A 17,004-nucleotide genomic window follows, 5' to 3' on the forward strand; every position below is an offset into this window, starting at 1 on the left:
GCGAGCGCAAAGGTAGATATTTTCTCTTAATCTACAAAGACTTACAGGCATTTTCTTTCAAAAATATAGTTTCATTTCGCAATTAATCTTGCCTTTTAGTATTTTTTCATCCTTAAAATCTGCGTTATTCCCACAAGAATCGTATCTTTGCAAAGTTGTTTAAACAATAATTATATGATAGAACAATTTAGTTTTGATATCCAGCTGATATTCGCTATTTTGAACGGTAAAGTGTCGGCAGCCATCAATAGGAAACTGAGCCGCAACTTCCGTCAGAACGGAGTAGACATTACTCCTGAACAATGGACAGTGCTTTTGTTTCTGTGGGAACGGGACGGAGTAACCCAGCAAGAACTGTGTAATGCCACTTTCAAGGACAAGCCCAGCATGACTCGTCTGATAGACAACATGGAGCGTCAGCACTTGGTAGTCCGTATCTCGGACAAGAAAGACCGTCGCACGAATCTGGTTCATTTAACCAAAACAGGACGTGAACTGGAAGAAAAAGCACGGTTTATCGCCAATAAGACATTAAAAGAAGCTTTGCAAGGATTAACATTAGAAGAGCTGAAAGTTAGTCAGGATGTACTAAGGAAGATATTTACGAACACCAAAGATTAAAGAATTTCTGCTATTTCATCTTTTTTTCCTAAAATAATTTCCTTCATAACAGAATTATGCTTTAATTTGTGCACAAGAAAAATAATCTATTAATAAAATACACACATGAAAAGCTTACTTAAGAATTTAGGTCTGATACTTATGATCATTGGTGCCGCTATTTTGGTTGGTATCTTCTGCGCAGGAAGTTCTGCTATTAATGATAACGCAGTTTTAGGTGGTTCAGCTGCTCTTATCATTGTTGGACTGGTTGTTTATATCATAATGAACAAGCGCATAGTCGATTAAAGTATACAAGAAAAAGAATGAATAAGGTTGTGTCAAAAATATTGGCACAACTTTTTTTTATGTTTCAACATAACCAAGGCAACCACCGTCTTTCAACTCCGCCAATAGTCAAAAAACGAAGAAAAAGCACAAGCTATCCCAAAAAGAAACAAACCGGTAAACAAATAAACTTCATCCGAACTTTTAAGATTAACTTAAAGAATGCACATCTAAACAGAGAATATACATTATTTAATTAATAAAGAAAGAACGATGAAAGAAAGACCTAACCTAACCCAATTTATGGAACAGCTCATTCGGGCATTAAAAGAAGAAGAACGCTTCAGCACCGCCCACATTTACCAAAGTACACTGAATGCCCTCAGGCTCTTCTGTAAGGCCGATGTCATCCGGTTCAACCAAATGGACCGTTCCAGACTGAAACAATTTGAAAGCCATCTGCGCAACAAGGGATGTGCCTGGAATACCGTTTCCACTTACATGCGTACTTTGCGGAGCACGTACAACAAAGCTGTAGACGAAGGCCTGGCAGAAGAAAAGCCCCGCCTCTTCCGCCACGTATATACCGGAGTAAAAGCCAACACCAAACGCGCCCTCGATGCCGGAGACATGAATAAGTTACTGAAAGCACCTCTTCCACAATCCTTATCGCAAAGCCTGGAAAAAAGCCGGGCATGGCTCACCTTAATGTTCCTGCTACGCGGAATGCCCTTTGTGGACTTGGCATATCTGCACAAAAAAGACCTGCAAGATTCCGTTATCTCCTATCGCCGGCACAAAACGGGGACCCTGCTCACCGTAGAAGTACCTCCCACAGCCATGAAGCTTATTCAACAATATAAAAGCATGGATGCCGACTCTCCTTACCTGTTCCCCATCCTCAGTGGAAACCGAGAAAACAAAGAAGAATACATCGAATACCAACATGCCCTGCGGAAACTGAACTACGACCTGAAGCAGCTGGCTGTTTATTGCAGCATCAAGTTCAACGTCAGTTCCTACACAGCCCGACACACCTGGGCTACTTTAGCCAAATATTGCCATTTCTCAGAACAACTGATTTGTGACGCTCTCGGACATTCCTCCACGAAAGTGACCGAAACCTATTTGAAAAGCTTTAAGAATGATGAATTAAACAAAGCCAATAAGGTAATAATTAAATACATTAACTTTTCTATATAAGCAGTTTTAAAACTTCACATTATATTATAAAACAAAGAATTACAATACAGTTACTTTAGAAGTAACGGAAGATATTTTGGAAGCAAAAGTATACAAACTTTAGATATGATGCAAGATTTATACACTTTTTTTTCGTTTCTAGTTTAAAAAATCTTTTTCCTACACATACACCTCTCCCTCCCCACATACTAATCGTTAACATGGGTTAATACTTATTTTAAGCGCTTTCCTTCTCCTAACATCCACAAAATCCACACTTTACCTCTGTAGCTATGGATTTTTCCCTTCCTCCGCCTCTTCCGTTACTTCTAAAGTAACAGAAAAATCATAAAATAAAAATATTGACAATGCGACATTCTTATTTATTGATAATAGCAATCATGTTGACAGTTATTTCTTCGCGTACAGCCTCGGCCCAAAGTATTGCTGTAAAAAGCAATATTCTTTATGACCTTACCGGCACCCTCAATTTGGGAGGAGAAATAAGATGCGACGACACTCACTCATTCAGTCTGAGTGTCAATTACAACCCCTGGAATCTGGGCGAAAACAAAAAGATGAAACATATTCTGGTCCAGCCCGAATATCGTTGGTGGCTCAATGAAACCTTCATCGGAAGTTTTTTCGGAGTGCAAGCCCACTTCGCCCAATACAATTTCAGCGGAACCACCCCTTTCACCACAGTCAAGAACAACCGTTACCAAGGTAATCTGATAGGCTGCGGAGTGACCTATGGACACCAATGGCTGCTCAGCACATTCTGGAGTCTCGAAGCAAGCATATCCGTCGGATATGCCCACCTCACCTATGATAAATACGGCCCTGCCAAAGGAGATGCACTCATCAAGCAATCACACTCCAATTACTTCGGGCCAACCCAAATAGGCATTTCATTCATTTATTTCATTCAATAAATATATAAAAGCAACATACACCCCAATTAGTCATGAAACTTAAAACAAACATACTATTCAGTCTTTTATTATGCGGCACATTCGCCACTGCACAAAATCTGAGACTTGACATTTTACCTCCGTCTGTCACTCTCCGGCAAGACTCTGCCGTAATATCCATGAAAATGACATTCGGTGCTTCCCAAATGGATTCCAAAAGTCATATCTGCCTCACCCCTATCCTTACAGATGGAGAGCACAGTGAGGAGCTTCCCCGGATTCTGCTCAATGGAGAACGTGCACACCGGTTGTACCGCCGCACTTCGGCGCTCAACAAACGGAGAGGCAAAACAGATGTCCCTCCCGTATTCACTGCCATCGCCCTCGACGAGGGCAATCAAAGCATCGATTACCGTGCTTCACTTCCTATGGCGGAATGGGTACAGCAAGCCAGCCTGAATATAAAAAAAGAAGTTATCAACGGCAATGGGAAAAAGACACAAAGTGAAAATATCCCTATCCCGGATAAAGCAATAAAAATAATAAGAGCAACAAAAACAGAAAGTGTTTTCGTTCCCCGACAGGACAGGACCCGGGAGGGAGATTTTGCAGCATCCCCTTCTGCATCTGTCATCTCGGAATCCCGTCCTGTTTCTTCCGGCAGACAGCACTTCAAGGGAAGCTATGTATCTCCCGAAAGCGATGCCACCGATGAACGCAACCAGAAAGAGTTGAACTTCAGTCTGGACGAAGCACGTGTCATAGCCGAAATCAATCCGCAGATGCTTTCGTTACGCGAGCTTTACACCGTAGCCATCAGCTACAAGAACACTCCGGAACAGTTCTACAAAATCATAGACATCAGTGTCAAGATATATCCGGCAAGCCCCGTTGCCAACCTCAACGCCGCTGCCGCCGCCATCGAACGGGGCAACACACAGGCAGCCGGCCGCTATCTGCAAATGGCTTCCCATGAAACGCTTGCCTACAAGAACTGCCGTGGAGCCTACGAGCTGTTGTGCAACAACACCTACGAAGGCATCCGCCTGCTGAAAGCCGCCAAAGCCGAAGGCTCGGAAGAAGCCACCTATAACCTGAAAATATTCTTTGAATCCAATCAAACCAATATACAATAAAACATGAAAACCCGGTATATCCTTTCTTGTCTTCTGCTCGGCAGCGCCCTTTCCGTTTCCGCACAGAAAATGGCTGTCAAAAGCAACCTGCTTTCCGCCGCCAACGGTGCGCTGAATGCCGGTGTGGAATATGCCTTCGGTCCCAAATCCACATTCGATTTGTCCGGCAGCATACGCCCATGGAAACGCACGGAAGGATATGTCAACAAATATTGGCTCATACAACCGGAATACCGCTACTGGACTTGCCAGAAATTCAACGGCAGTTTTTGGGGAGCCTATCTCAACGGAGCGCAGTTCAACGTAGGAGGGAAAAAGATGCCTTTCGGACTCTTCCCCTGGCTGAAAGAGCACCGGTATGCAGGCTGGCTGGCAGGTGGAGGCATAAGCTACGGATATCACATCATGCTCAACCGCCACTGGAATATAGAAGTTTCCGTCGGTGTAGGGTATGAATATATCGACTATAAGAAATATAAATGCCCCGACGTGTGTGCCGAGCTACTGGAAAAAGGCCATTATCACTATTTCGGCCCCTCCAGAGCATCCCTGAGTATAGTTTACATATTTAACTAAAGAGCCATGAAATACTTATTCTATTTTATATCATTTATTTTTCCTGCGCTTTGCTCATCGGCGCAGCCGGCAGAACGGGACAGTTCGATTTACATCGCCTCCTCCCGGCTCTACCGGATGGGAGAAAGTCTGGTAGTGTCCATGCAAGTAGACATTACCAGACAGATTCCCTCCAACGAATCAGTCATACTGATTCCCCGGCTCAGCGACAGCCTGGACAACTTCATCCAGCTTCCCGCCATCTATGTGAACGGTCGTAAACAGCATATTTTCTTCCAGCGTGAAACCGGCAGACAGGAAAAAGACTATGAAGAGTTACGCCGCCGCAATGACCGCAAACAAAGCGTACACTACTTGCGCAGCATCCCCTTCACCCACTGGATGAAGCATGCCTCCTTGCATCTCATCGAAAAAGAATGCGGATGCGGAGTCCCCCATCATACAGACTCCACCTATCTGACCCGCCTGAACATCCTTCCCGATATCCATCCGCACGTAGCGTTCATCACTCCGCAGATGGAAGAAAGGAAAGTGCGCGAAGAAAGCGGACGTGCCTATCTGGACTTCCCGCTCAACGAAACAACCATCTATCCCGAATACAGAAACAATCCGGCCGAACTGGCAAAGATAAAGCGCAGTATCGACCTGATAAAAAACGATACCAATGTAGTCATTTCGCATATTGACATTCATGGATACGCCTCTCCCGAAGGTCCCTACTCCAACAACGAGCGTCTGGCGCGGGAACGGACCCGGACCTTGAAAGACTATGTATGCAGCCAATATGCTTTCAATGATACATTGTTCACCACCCATTACACTCCCGAAGACTGGGACGGATTTGTCAAGTTGCTGACCGACACCGTTATCACCCATCGCGAGGAACTGCTACATATTGCAGAAAGCAAAAGCAGCCCCGACGAGAAAGAACGGAAAATACGGAAACGTTATCCCGAAGAGTTTCGTTTCATCCTGCAACATTGGTTCCCCGGCCTCCGCCATTCAGACTACACCATCCACTATGTGGTACGTCCGTTTACGGTAGAGCAGGCCAAGCAGGTATTCCAAAGCAACCCCAAGAATCTGAGTATTGAAGAGATGTTCCGCATAGCCCGGACCTACCCTGCCGGCAGTCCGGAATACAATAAGATTTTCATGACGGCCGTTCTGCTTAATCCGGAACACCCCGTTGCCAATCTCAATGCAGCCTGCATCCTGCTCTCGCAGGGAGATACCAAAGGCGCCTCGCTCTATCTGGACAAAGCCGATGAGACTCCCGAAAAGACCCTTTTGCAAGGCATCATGCAAATGCTGAACGGGAATTATACCGAAGCGGAAACCCTGCTGCGCAAAGCAGAAGAAGCAGGACTGCCCCAAGCAGGCGAAAACCTGAAGATATTACATGAGATTTATTAATCACATTTTTTACTAAAACTATTTTACATTATGAACAAAAAATTATTATTATCCTTCGTTCTTGCAGCCGCAATGACAGGATGTATCAATGATTCAGATGTTCCCTCAGAAAACGGAGACAATCCCGCTCCCGAAGTCAAAGGAGGAAACATGGAGATTTCATTTGTAGTTCCCAACTCTTCCAACGGCAGCCGTGCCGCTTCTGCCGAAGATTCCGGAATCTATGACCAAGGTACCGCCGAAGAATACAAGGTGAGCAATGTAACCCTCTATCTGTTTGACTCTTCCAGCAAGAATCTGGTTACTACCATCAATGTAGCTCAAAGCGATCTGGGTGCAGGCACTTCCAGCGGAGAGAGCAACAAAGAAGGACAAACCATTGTCTATCCTTGCAACAAGGAAATCACAGTAAAACCGGGCAACTATGACATCCTTGCCGTAGCCAACGGTTCACAGACCTTCGAAATAGGTCAGGAATCCACATTATTGGGACAGATTGATGCCTCCACTTATGGAAACGGTATGATAACCAGCGTACCCGGAAGCGGTTTCATCATGTCCAACCGCGGCTCTGCCAATATGAACATCACCGTAGAGTCTCCCGAAGAAAGCGACACCAAAACACACGTCAGAATCAATCTGGAACGTGCCGTTGCCAAACTGATGGTCAGAAATGACAGCAAGGAAATCTACACGCTGAAGAATCCTGCCGGAGTGACTTACGCCACAATCCGTCTGAACAACTACAAATTCATCAACCTGGCAAACAAGTTCTACACCTTCCGCCATGTCGCTACACTGGATAACGCTCCCGAGACTCCGTCGGCTCCATCATCTTACAGCGTAGAAGCAGGAAACTTCGGTAACATCGCCGACAACAACGGTTACCTTATCGACCCCTATTTCTTCGACAAGACCGTAGCCGGAGCCACTACCGGTTTCACAGGCGGTTCATTCTACACCAACCACCTGTCAAAACAGACAGACAGCAACTGGTCGGGCCTGGCCGATGCAGGAAAGTACGTTTCCATGTACTGTCTTGAAAACTGTATGTTCCGTCCGGCACAGAACACAGTATACACCACCGGCATCATGCTGAAAGGTACATTTACCCCCGAAGCTTCACAGACCATCGGTGACAACGGTAATCCGGTAGAAGACCCGCTTGTGTTCGACAAACTGTATTATTTCAACTATAAGTTCTACACCACAGTGGCTGCCGTGGGTAAATATGGCGATGCCAATATTGATGGTTTGACAGAAGAATCCGATGATGCAGCACTGGCTGCCAAGCAGATTACCCGTTTCACCAAGAACGGAGGTAATTTCTCTACCTTCTACAATTACTGGATCAAACACCTTGACAACAACAACCCCACCGTCATGGGCGTCATGGAGTTCGGTATTGTACGCAACAACATCTACTCTGTCAACATAACCAGCATCAAGAACCTGGGTCCCGGCACCCCGGACACCAAACCCGACCCGGATGAAAACAAAGCATTCTTGGACGTAGAATTCGGAGTATATCCGTGGATTGTCCGTGACCAAGACGCCGACCTTGAATAAAACAGTCTCAAAATAGAAAAACAATGAGTAAAACTGCTACTATCCTCTTCGCCCTATGTACTCTTCTCTGTAGTGCATGCTCCTGGGTAGACGATGACCGGTCTGATTGTCCCACAGGCTGTTGGCTAAAGTTATCCTATACCTACAATATGCTGAATGTAGATGCCGTGACCACTCAGGTAAAAGATGTCACGCTATTTATTCTCGACCAGGAAGGCAACTATATAGCCCGGGAGGAAGTAGACAGTCTTACATTCCATCAAAATGAATGTACAATCCAAGTCCCCTCCCTGCCTCAGGGAGATTACACCTTTCTGGTCTGGGCAGGATTGGCGGACTCACTTTACCGGCACACTCCCACCTCACTGACATTATTGCGCAATGAGGCGGGAGAACAGTCCGGACGGCTTTCATCTCTATTCCACGGGCGGCTGGACAATGTGCATATCAGTGGCGAATATCAGTTTTTGGCTCTCTCTCTTACCAAAAACACAAATGTTCTGAGCTGCATATTGCAAAGTCAGTCGGCCGCTCCGCTGGAAAAAGATGATTTTCGCCTGGAGCTGACAGCCCGCAACGGATGCATGGATCACCGGAACACTCCGACAGACTCCGTTTTCACCTGTTATCTCCCCTTCATGCAAGAGAGCGCCAACTTGGAAGACATACAGGTAGTGCATGCCGGAATGAATACATTACGACTGATGGAAAATGATGACACCCGCTTACGTTTGATTTATCAGCCTAGCGGAGAAACGTTGTTCAACATTCCACTGACACAGTACTTACTTTTATCAAGCAATGTAGAGGCAGCAGCCATGTTCCCACAAGAGTATCTGGACAGACAAGACCGATATAATCTGATATTTTTCCTTGAGCCTACAAATAATCCGTCAAAGCCTTACATGTGCTTGCAAATGCAAGTAAACGGCTGGATAATACGCATAAACAATGCAGAATTAGACAAATAATTTTTCTAATTCAAACATTTCGATTTATATTCGATTCCGTTATGAGAATTACTTATTTTGTAAAATCTATAAAAAACGGAATCTCTATGAGAAAGAAGAAAAAATTCAACGAGTTTATAAACAAAACTATTGAAGAGCTGAAAGAAGAGAAGCGTTACAGCACGGCACACATCTATCAAAGTGCCTTAAACGCTTTCTGCGAATTCTGCGGATGCAAGGTTGTTTACTTCCACCAACTCAACAGAAGCACGCTGAAAGAATTTGAGACCTACCTGCGCAACAAGCAACTGAGCTGGAACACAGTCTCCACCTATATGAGAACGCTGCGCGGAGCTTACAACAAGGCAGTGGACCAAAGAATAACAGCAGAAAACTCCCGCTTGTTCAATCACGTCTACACCGGAGTGAAAAACAACATCAAACGTGCGCTGGAAGTGGAGGAGATAAACAAGCTGCTGAATGAAATTCCCTTGAAGAAATTATCGAAAGAGCTGATACAGTGCAGAGTGTGGGCAAACCTGATGTTCCGGCTGCACGGAATACCTTTTGTCGATTTAGCCCATCTACATAAAAGCGACCTGAAAGGCAATATACTTTCCTACCGCCGGCATAAGACAGGCAGACAAATGATAGTGGAAGTGTCGGAAACCACAATGACACTGATAAACAAGTATCAGAATACCAATCAGAACTCTCCCTACCTTTTCCCTATCCTCAGCGGAAGCAAAACCGGAGAAGAGCTGTATACAGAGTACCAACAGGCACTACGAACCATGAATTATAATTTAGACAGGCTGGCGAAAAAATGCGGCGTATCAGCCAAAGTCAGTTCATACACCCTGCGCCACACCTGGGCCACCCTTGCCAAATATTGTAATTTCTCCGAACAACTAATATGTGAAGCCCTTGGTCATTCGTCAGTAAAAGTGACAGAGATATATTTAAAAGGATTTAAGAACGAGGTTATAAAAAAAGCGAATGACGCAATCATGTCATACATTTCAAAAAACAGCAGGAAAAGGGTATAAAAAAATATTAGGAAGATAACTGCCATTACCTCCCTAATATATAACTGACCGGCTTATGCTTACTTCCCGACCGGTCACAAAAATTAATACAAACTACAGTTTACTCACCACCACCTGTGTGCTCACGATTGGAAGTAGCAACCTCAATTGATACATTACCATGGCGTGTACCTGAAGCCGACTTACCGAGTGCACTTGCCGATACACCCCATTCTTCCTGCACACCACTGATTTCCAACATAGTACCTACCGGCAATGTAACATTGATAGGATAAGAGCCGTTGAGTGTAGTCGCCGTTGCACCGAAACGCTGTGCCAACTCTTCTATCAAAAGAGCAGTCAGTTTGTCTGCATTACCTTCAGTGCTGATTTCAGTACCTGCCTTATAGGTATAAGCAGCCTCACCCACAGACATATCCTTAGAACCATACAGGTTGTCCCATTTGCTTTGTTCAAACTCTACAGCTTTCGTACTCTTCTTCTCAGAGAATTCCACACCGAGGAACAGACCATAAGAAGCGAACTCACTTGCAGCAACGATTACATGGCTGTCTTCGACACGGCTGTCCGCCTTCACCCATTCACCGTTCTTATACTGCTTGACTTCCACCTTACCTGCCAGTTCGGTATCCAGTTCGAAACTCAGCTCGATAGCCTTTTTCAAAGAAACACCCTCCTTGTTACAAGAAAGAACGGCACCGACCAACATGGTCTCATCGGTAGCACGCGCAGCACGTGCCACTACATCTTCCTCCTTATAAAGCGGAGAGATGATAACCTTCACATCTGCATCTGTATCCACGGCACCGGCAGCGATTTCAGCCTTCACTTCCACCTTGGCTTCCTCATTGCCTTTCAATGTTTCCGTTTCCACTTTTCCCTCACTTGGTGCATCAGCCGATACACTCACTTCCTTCTTCACGTCAGAAGCAAGTGCCGCATTCCACACCAGATTCTGAGTCTTCTTCACATCCGCAACAGTCAATGTTCCTGTATGTGACAACTTACCTTCGGCTTCCGCTTTCAGTTGGTAAGTACCCGCCTTGACATCCTTAAACAGATAAACACCGTTGGCATCGGTCGTGGCAGAATTACCCTCTCCCAATGAAACCTTCGCACCCGAGATTCCCTCACCGTTCAGACTTGTGATAACTCCGGTCAACGTATTGGAAGCAACCTCAACCACAGGCGGAGTCACATGGTCATAATCAGGATCATCGTCACTACAACCGGCAACCCCCATGGTCAAACCGGCAATCAGAAGCATATAAGCTCCTCTTCTTACAAAATTGTACATAGTAAAATAATTAAATTTAAAAATTATGTTTAGTTATATCATTTACAACAGATTGATGCAAAAGCACACCCCTCCGGAAAAATATTTGCCGTTTTGCAGCGAAGACTGTACCAGCAAGTGCTTCCACAATTTCCAGTCAAAGCCCACGTTCACATCATCGCCCGTATACTCCGCTATCAACCGGAAATTCTTCTGAAACGAAGGGCTGAACGTAATACCGCCCACCGGTCCGTTCCATTTCGAGTTCAGACTCCACCGCCAGTGCCGGTAAGCCATGTGCACACCCAGCACATTCCCTTTCAGCCGGAAATGCTTGGACAATGCCACATAATAATTGGAAAAATAGCTGTTTACCACACGCGATACATCCGTCTCATGCTGCGTTTTCAGCCAGTTTACACGGAAATCCAGGTCATTGACCCCTATCGCCACACTCGGCCACCACTTACCCGGCTTCTCACGAACCGGCTGTAGCTTGAGCGAAAAATAACGGTCCTTGCGGTGCAGCCCCGGATGTTCCTTATCTTCCACACCGTCAACAATCTTCGTCGATTTCAAAAGCGTACAAGTATACGCAATCTCCATCCACCTGAACGGCGTGATACTCAGGTAATAACTCATCGTATGATATTTATCGCCTTTATACGTCAGCACATTCGGAGTAAACTCCCGATTCAGGAAATGCACCCCTGCGCGTGCCTCCCCCTCTTCACCCATGTCCGCCGAAGGAACATGTATCAAACCGCTCATGCCCGTATACTGCTGTGCCACGGCCGGCACCGAAAACAGCAATGCCATGAAGCACCCCATTATATATCTCATTTTCATTCAGTGCCTCCTTTCTGCCGAACAGTAAAATCAGGCGTCATGCCATTCGCACCCCAGTCCGACTGGCTGCGGTCAAACCATCCTTCCCGTTCATTCTCTTCGGGGTCGGTCGTATACATTTTACCCGCATAAGCATCCGCCTCCTGATTATACGTCAAGCGGAAATTGGATGCCGGGCGGAAACGTACCCTCCTGTTACTCCGTTTATAAGGAGGAATCATCATAACCACCTTAAAACCGAAATTCTCTTTTCCTTTATCGGTATATTGGGCAAACACCCCCACCGTGCAATGCCGGAAATGCCTCATCGCTTCTCCCTGCACACCGCAGTCTTCATACAGAAAACGGCCGCCGCGCACCCGGAATTCCGTATTCACCCCATTCAGATAAGCACGTACCCCGGCAAGAGCCGTCAAACGCTCCATCGGACTACATTCCCATCCTGCCGCCATGGAACAAAAACCCGTCCATCCCGCCTGTGCGTCCAAGGCAAGCCAGTCCGTAGCCGCATACATCCACTTCACATCCAGTCCGTAGCGTTCCATCGCAAACAGTCCTCCGCTCACTTTCAGAAAATGCTTCCGGTGCCAGTCCCATTCCTTGCTAAGCACAGCCATGTTCAGACGGACTTTCTTATAACGATCGCCATAATCATTATAAACAGGCACAATGACCTGTCCCGCCAACTGCCAGCGGTTTCCCATATACCACTTCACTCCGGGTGTCAGGTTCACCAGCACCTCATATACCTTATTGTGAAAAATATCACGATAATGCAATTCGGCTCCCATAAACACATCCACCCGCGTGTTCTCTGCCGATTGCGCCCTTCCGGTACAAACAAACAATACCGACAGGCATAACGGCAAAAAACATCGATACCCAATTCTACTTATCCAAAACTTCATACACCGAATGTTTACTCTTGAACTCGGGAACCATTTCCTTCATACGTTTTACAATCTCCATATCATCCTCTTCCACACTGGAAGCCACCAGCTCATCCACCTGCCGGCACACATCGGCATAATCATACTCACGCACCTGCGCAATCTTGATTTTAGGATGAAAAGTAGGCTTGGTCGTCTCTTCTTCATTCAATACCTCCTCATACAGTTTCTCACCGTCGCGCAATCCTGTAAACTTAATCTCCACATTCTTGGCTCCGCTTAACTGAATCATACGCCGGGCAAGATCCACAATCTTCACCGGCTTACCCATATCAAACACGAAAATCTCACCGCCATTGCCCATCGTTCCCGCCTCAAGCACCAGCTTACAAGCTTCGGGAATCAACATAAAGAAACGGATAATATCGGGATGCGTCACCGTTATCGGTCCGCCCTGCTTGATTTGTTCCTTAAACAGCGGAATAACCGAACCGTTCGAGCCCAGCACATTACCGAAACGCGTAGTGACAAACTGAGTGACTCCCTCCACTTTGCCATCCTTCTCCGCCTTATCCAGACTCTGCACATAAATTTCGCAGATACGCTTGGAGCACCCCATCACATTGGTGGGATTCACCGCCTTGTCCGTAGACACCATCACAAACTTCTTTGCCCGATACTTCACAGCCAAGTCTGCAATGATACGCGTACCCTCCACATTATTACGCACACTCTCTCCCGGATTATTCTCCATCATAGGCACATGCTTATACGCCGCCGCATGAAACACATAATCGGGACGATATATACCGAAAATCTCCTCCATGCGTTCCTTCATGCAAATATCACTCACGATGGTTTCCGCCTCGATGTCGGGCCGTTTGCGTGCCATCATCAGACGCACATCATGCAAAGGCGTCTCCGCCTGATCTATCAGAATAAGCTTTTGCGGAGTAAATTTGGCAATCTGGCGCACCATCTCGCTTCCGATGCTGCCGGCAGCTCCCGTTATCAGAATACTCTTTCCGGTAAGCAATTCCTCCACCGCTTTCAAGTCGATTTCTATCTTGTCGCGAGGCAGCAAATCTTCAATATCCACCTCCTTAAGCTGACGATGGTCAAGATCACTCTTACCGTCCCACTCCTGCGCGGCAGAAATCATATAGATTCGTATACCTGCCTTTATCAGCCTCTCCACCATTTCGGGGTTATTCCGAATCGCCTCATTCTTCAAGGGAGAAACCAGCAAAGTATGCACTCCGAAGTCCTCCATCTTCTCCACCAAATGCTCATCGTTGGAATAAACCCGCTTCCCCATCAGGAAGCGGCCCTGCATATCCTGCCTGTCCGAAACGAAACCGCTCACGACATATCGGGAGTCAACCTGGTTGCGGATACTCTTCGCCAGTCCCACTCCGCCGGCTTTCACCCCGTAGATAAACACACGTTTTCCGCGTCGTCTGTTAAAAGTAGAGTCATACAGATATTTCACAAAAACCCGCACGCTCCACATCATCAGAACAGCCAGCAATGCGGCAATTCCGATATCCTTCATACCGACTGCCATCAACCAACAATCCTCATTCAGCAGATACCTGACGCCTATAATCATCAGCAAGCCCGTAATCATGGCAAAACCCATCCGCTGCAAATCGATAAACGAAGAATAACGAATCACCCCCGAATACGTATGAAACATCCGAAAGCTCACAACATAGAACAACAAATAAAAGCAGAAAGCCCCTGTCAGTTGTACAAAGTTCTGCAAAAAAGAAAGTGTTCCGTTATTCAAAGCATAAACCAACACATCCGCGCCCAGCACTATCAGGCAATCCAAAACGAATATACACCAATACGGCAGTGCATCTTTCGAAAAATACCAGTTTGATAATTTCCAAATCATATCCAAATACCGATAATAATCCATTATCCTTTTATACAATCCTTTATTGTCTGCACAATGTATGCCACATCCTCGTCACTTACACAAGGGCCCGCAGGAAGACACAGTCCGGTCCTGAAGATTTCCTCTTCCACCCCGTTGGTATAAACAGGCGCATCCGCATACACCGGCTGCTTGTGCATCGGCTTCCACACAGGTCGTACTTCAATCTTTCCGGCGAGCATGAAAACACGCATTGCTTCCACATTCTCATTAGGCTGGCAATCCGTGGTGGCACTGTCCACCGCCTTAATCACCCCGGCAGCTCCTCCCACCGCAGTCTTGACCACTTCCTTATACGCATTCTCCTGACCGACAATCTTCACATCAGGATTGATGGTAGCCGTACACAGCCAGAAGTTGGCATCATAACGCGCATCCTCAGGCTGCTTATGCATACGGATGCCCTTCACATCCTTCAACAGTTCTTCATACAAAGCCTGCACATGCTTATGATGAGCAATGTGCGCCTCCGCCACGGTCATCTGTCCGCGACCGATACCGGCACAAATATTACTCATACGATAATTGTAGCCGATTGCCGTATGCTGATAATAAGGATAAGCATCGCGTGCCTGAGTAGCATACCACATAATGGTATTTTTATCTTCGGCATTCCGGCAAATCAAAGCACCGCCGCCCGAAGTGGTAATCATCTTATTGCCGTTGAATGACAACACGCCAAACTTGCCGAAAGTGCCCAGCACCCTGCCGTCGAACTTGGAACCGAACCCTTCCGCCGCATCCTCCACCACAGGAATGTCATAGCGGTTTGCAATCTCCATAATTCTCTCACAGTCGTATGGCATACCATAGAGCGCCACCGGAACAATCGCCTTGGGCTTCTTTCCCGTTTTCTCCATACGGTCTTTGATAGCTTCCTCCAGCAACACCGGGTCCATATTCCACGTATCTTTTTCAGAGCCGACAAACACAGGCTTTGCACCCAGATAAGTAACCGGATGCGACGAAGCACAAAAGGTAAAGCTTTGTACCAAAACTTCATCACCCGCCTGAACGCCACAGCCAATCAATGCAAGATGCACCGCTGCCGTTCCCGCCGAAAGTGCGACAACTTCATTCTTTCCTCCGACAAAGTTCTTGAGGTCTTCCTCAAAAGCATTTACATTGGGACCCAAAGGCACTACCCAGTTGGTATCGAATGCTTCCTTCACATATTTCTGCTCTATTCCATCTTCACTCATGTGAGCAAGACAGAGGTAAATTGTTTTTTCAGGAATGTAACTCATAATTTTTATTTAATCTATTTATATAATAGTTTACCATACTTTTTCCAATAATAGCAGAATTACTAATGAACACTCCTATTATATCGTGAGGGAAAAAGAATAGACATTACAGTATAGAGAAATCATCATTAACCAAGTCCGATTTCTTTCGTATCACCACATCATCATACATCAACATCAGTACATCTTCATCATACTGTCCTATCTGCGAGTTATTTTCTATCCCATTCATATTGTTCCAGATCAGAGGGAAGAAATCGACACCCGCACCATATGCATGCAGATAGGCACCACCGAAACGCGGATTCACTTCTGATAAATAATACTGACCGTCTTTTATGAAAAAGTCCATATCAAGCGGACCACAGAATTTGAACACCGATGCTATTTTCTCAATAAAAGCAAACAATTTCTGGTCTTTATAGGAAATTGTCTTACTTGCTCCACCAATGCGGGTTTCAATCTTACGTTTAGAAAAAGCTGCGACAGCTTTATGACTGATAGCATCTACATACACATCTGCATCACAATCTCCCCCGGTCATCAGTTCCTGAATGATATAATCATGTTCACCGGAAAACCAATCAGCCTCAGCTTGCTCCATTGTATTCACTTTATGAGCCCCTACACTGCCACTGCCACACACGGGTTTCATAAACACAGGAAAAGAGATTTTACCCTCATCCACCCCCTTCTTAAACTCATCAAAATCATGATAAGTCAGTGGAGTAGGAATACCTTTCTCTGTAAGATATTTAAACATTTCATACTTATCAAAACAGCAACGGGCAGTAATCTCGTCAGCAGGACAAAGAGGCAGTACACCCTCCTTCAGAAATCTCTCACGGTTTGCAGAGAGAATCTCAATCTCGGGATCAATGAGCGTGGTTATAGCCTTTACATTGGCTTTTTTACAGATGTCGATTACCGTGTCAACATACTCGAGAGCATTAATGCGCGGAACAACATATTCATTTGTCGCAAAATAAAGTGCGGGGGCTGTTGCATTATTATCGGTTGCATTGATATCACATTTTGAGCCGATTGATTCTTGTGCATTACGAAGCAAGCGACCACGCCGCCCTGCACTACAAAACAAAATACTAGGTTTCATTGA

General features: G+C 45.8%; 16 protein-coding genes. 10 read left to right on the forward strand and 6 right to left on the reverse strand.

The window, feature by feature from the left end; genetic code table 11:
- The first annotated feature begins 174 nt into the window (after positions 1-174).
- The 10 genes from HMPREF1534_RS09090 to HMPREF1534_RS09045 all read left to right on the forward strand — a co-directional run bounded on the left by HMPREF1534_RS09090 (position 175) and on the right by HMPREF1534_RS09045 (position 9,680).
- Complete coding sequence (locus HMPREF1534_RS09090) at positions 175-621, forward strand: MarR family winged helix-turn-helix transcriptional regulator (RefSeq protein ID WP_005940499.1); 447 nt, start codon at positions 175-177, stop codon at positions 619-621.
- A gap of 105 nt (positions 622-726) precedes the next feature.
- Positions 727-909, forward strand: coding sequence for a hypothetical protein (locus tag HMPREF1534_RS09085; RefSeq protein ID WP_005940501.1), 183 nt, complete (start codon positions 727-729; stop codon positions 907-909).
- 252 nt (positions 910-1,161) lie between these two features.
- Positions 1,162-2,091 carry a tyrosine-type recombinase/integrase gene (locus tag HMPREF1534_RS09080; RefSeq protein ID WP_005940503.1) on the forward strand — a complete coding sequence of 310 codons (930 nt, stop codon included), beginning with the start codon at positions 1,162-1,164 and terminating at the stop codon, positions 2,089-2,091.
- 347 nt (positions 2,092-2,438) lie between these two features.
- Positions 2,439-3,005, forward strand: a complete 567-nt coding sequence (locus tag HMPREF1534_RS09075; RefSeq protein ID WP_005940505.1) for a DUF3575 domain-containing protein — start codon at positions 2,439-2,441, stop codon at positions 3,003-3,005.
- A gap of 32 nt (positions 3,006-3,037) precedes the next feature.
- Positions 3,038-4,120, forward strand: a complete 1,083-nt coding sequence (locus tag HMPREF1534_RS09070) for a DUF3868 domain-containing protein (RefSeq protein WP_005940508.1) — start codon at positions 3,038-3,040, stop codon at positions 4,118-4,120.
- Positions 4,121-4,123: 3 nt separating this feature from the next.
- The gene (locus HMPREF1534_RS09065) at positions 4,124-4,696 is read left to right on the forward strand and encodes a DUF3575 domain-containing protein (RefSeq protein WP_005940510.1); all 573 of its coding nucleotides are present in this window, start codon (positions 4,124-4,126) and stop codon (positions 4,694-4,696) included.
- 6 nt (positions 4,697-4,702) lie between these two features.
- Positions 4,703-6,112, forward strand: a complete 1,410-nt coding sequence (locus HMPREF1534_RS09060; protein ID WP_005940513.1) for a DUF3868 domain-containing protein — start codon at positions 4,703-4,705, stop codon at positions 6,110-6,112.
- A 30-nt stretch (positions 6,113-6,142) separates the two neighbouring features.
- Positions 6,143-7,681, forward strand: coding sequence for an Mfa1 family fimbria major subunit (locus tag HMPREF1534_RS09055; RefSeq protein WP_005940517.1), 1,539 nt, complete (start codon positions 6,143-6,145; stop codon positions 7,679-7,681).
- Positions 7,682-7,704: 23 nt separating this feature from the next.
- Entirely contained in the window at positions 7,705-8,652 is a 948-nt protein-coding gene (locus HMPREF1534_RS09050; protein ID WP_005940520.1) for a FimB/Mfa2 family fimbrial subunit, read from the forward strand.
- An 86-nt stretch (positions 8,653-8,738) separates the two neighbouring features.
- Entirely contained in the window at positions 8,739-9,680 is a 942-nt protein-coding gene (locus HMPREF1534_RS09045; RefSeq protein ID WP_005940523.1) for a tyrosine-type recombinase/integrase, read from the forward strand.
- Positions 9,681-9,780: 100 nt separating this feature from the next.
- On the opposite strand, the gene HMPREF1534_RS09040 is transcribed toward HMPREF1534_RS09045, so the two are convergent.
- The 6 genes from HMPREF1534_RS09040 to HMPREF1534_RS09015 all read right to left on the reverse strand — a co-directional run bounded on the left by HMPREF1534_RS09040 (position 9,781) and on the right by HMPREF1534_RS09015 (position 17,001).
- A complete protein-coding gene (locus HMPREF1534_RS09040; protein WP_005940527.1) occupies positions 9,781-10,977 on the reverse strand; it encodes a carboxypeptidase-like regulatory domain-containing protein in 1,197 nt (398 codons plus the stop codon).
- Positions 10,978-11,019: 42 nt separating this feature from the next.
- Entirely contained in the window at positions 11,020-11,805 is a 786-nt protein-coding gene (locus HMPREF1534_RS09035; protein ID WP_018452385.1) for a YjbH domain-containing protein, read from the reverse strand.
- Positions 11,802-12,713 carry a YjbH domain-containing protein gene (locus tag HMPREF1534_RS09030; protein WP_005940535.1) on the reverse strand — a complete coding sequence of 304 codons (912 nt, stop codon included), beginning with the start codon at positions 12,711-12,713 and terminating at the stop codon, positions 11,802-11,804. The genes HMPREF1534_RS09035 and HMPREF1534_RS09030 overlap by 4 nt, the downstream gene beginning before the upstream one ends.
- Positions 12,694-14,622 (reverse strand): polysaccharide biosynthesis protein, encoded by a 1,929-nt coding sequence (locus HMPREF1534_RS09025; RefSeq protein ID WP_005940538.1) that lies wholly within the window; start codon positions 14,620-14,622, stop codon positions 12,694-12,696. Before HMPREF1534_RS09025 ends, HMPREF1534_RS09030 begins: the two co-directional genes overlap by 20 nt.
- Positions 14,622-15,887, reverse strand: coding sequence for a DegT/DnrJ/EryC1/StrS family aminotransferase (locus tag HMPREF1534_RS09020; protein WP_005940541.1), 1,266 nt, complete (start codon positions 15,885-15,887; stop codon positions 14,622-14,624). The genes HMPREF1534_RS09025 and HMPREF1534_RS09020 overlap by 1 nt, the downstream gene beginning before the upstream one ends.
- A gap of 106 nt (positions 15,888-15,993) precedes the next feature.
- Positions 15,994-17,001, reverse strand: a complete 1,008-nt coding sequence (locus HMPREF1534_RS09015; RefSeq protein WP_005940543.1) for an ATP-grasp domain-containing protein — start codon at positions 16,999-17,001, stop codon at positions 15,994-15,996.
- Positions 17,002-17,004 lie beyond the last annotated feature (3 nt).

It is taken from the genome of Phocaeicola massiliensis B84634 = Timone 84634 = DSM 17679 = JCM 13223, from assembly GCF_000382445.1.
Classification (GTDB): Bacteria; Bacteroidota; Bacteroidia; order Bacteroidales; family Bacteroidaceae; genus Phocaeicola; species Phocaeicola massiliensis.

Coding starts and splice junctions, on each gene's coding strand:
- HMPREF1534_RS09090 (WP_005940499.1), top strand. CDS start 175: ATGATAGAACAATTTAGTTTTGATATCCAGCTGATATTCGCTATTTTG.
- HMPREF1534_RS09085 (WP_005940501.1), top strand. CDS start 727: ATGAAAAGCTTACTTAAGAATTTAGGTCTGATACTTATGATCATTGGT.
- HMPREF1534_RS09080 (WP_005940503.1), top strand. CDS start 1,162: ATGAAAGAAAGACCTAACCTAACCCAATTTATGGAACAGCTCATTCGG.
- HMPREF1534_RS09075 (WP_005940505.1), top strand. CDS start 2,439: ATGCGACATTCTTATTTATTGATAATAGCAATCATGTTGACAGTTATT.
- HMPREF1534_RS09070 (WP_005940508.1), top strand. CDS start 3,038: ATGAAACTTAAAACAAACATACTATTCAGTCTTTTATTATGCGGCACA.
- HMPREF1534_RS09065 (WP_005940510.1), top strand. CDS start 4,124: ATGAAAACCCGGTATATCCTTTCTTGTCTTCTGCTCGGCAGCGCCCTT.
- HMPREF1534_RS09060 (WP_005940513.1), top strand. CDS start 4,703: ATGAAATACTTATTCTATTTTATATCATTTATTTTTCCTGCGCTTTGC.
- HMPREF1534_RS09055 (WP_005940517.1), top strand. CDS start 6,143: ATGAACAAAAAATTATTATTATCCTTCGTTCTTGCAGCCGCAATGACA.
- HMPREF1534_RS09050 (WP_005940520.1), top strand. CDS start 7,705: ATGAGTAAAACTGCTACTATCCTCTTCGCCCTATGTACTCTTCTCTGT.
- HMPREF1534_RS09045 (WP_005940523.1), top strand. CDS start 8,739: ATGAGAAAGAAGAAAAAATTCAACGAGTTTATAAACAAAACTATTGAA.
- HMPREF1534_RS09040 (WP_005940527.1), bottom strand. CDS start 10,977: ATGTACAATTTTGTAAGAAGAGGAGCTTATATGCTTCTGATTGCCGGT.
- HMPREF1534_RS09035 (WP_018452385.1), bottom strand. CDS start 11,805: ATGAAAATGAGATATATAATGGGGTGCTTCATGGCATTGCTGTTTTCG.
- HMPREF1534_RS09030 (WP_005940535.1), bottom strand. CDS start 12,713: ATGAAGTTTTGGATAAGTAGAATTGGGTATCGATGTTTTTTGCCGTTA.
- HMPREF1534_RS09025 (WP_005940538.1), bottom strand. CDS start 14,622: ATGGATTATTATCGGTATTTGGATATGATTTGGAAATTATCAAACTGG.
- HMPREF1534_RS09020 (WP_005940541.1), bottom strand. CDS start 15,887: ATGAGTTACATTCCTGAAAAAACAATTTACCTCTGTCTTGCTCACATG.
- HMPREF1534_RS09015 (WP_005940543.1), bottom strand. CDS start 17,001: ATGAAACCTAGTATTTTGTTTTGTAGTGCAGGGCGGCGTGGTCGCTTG.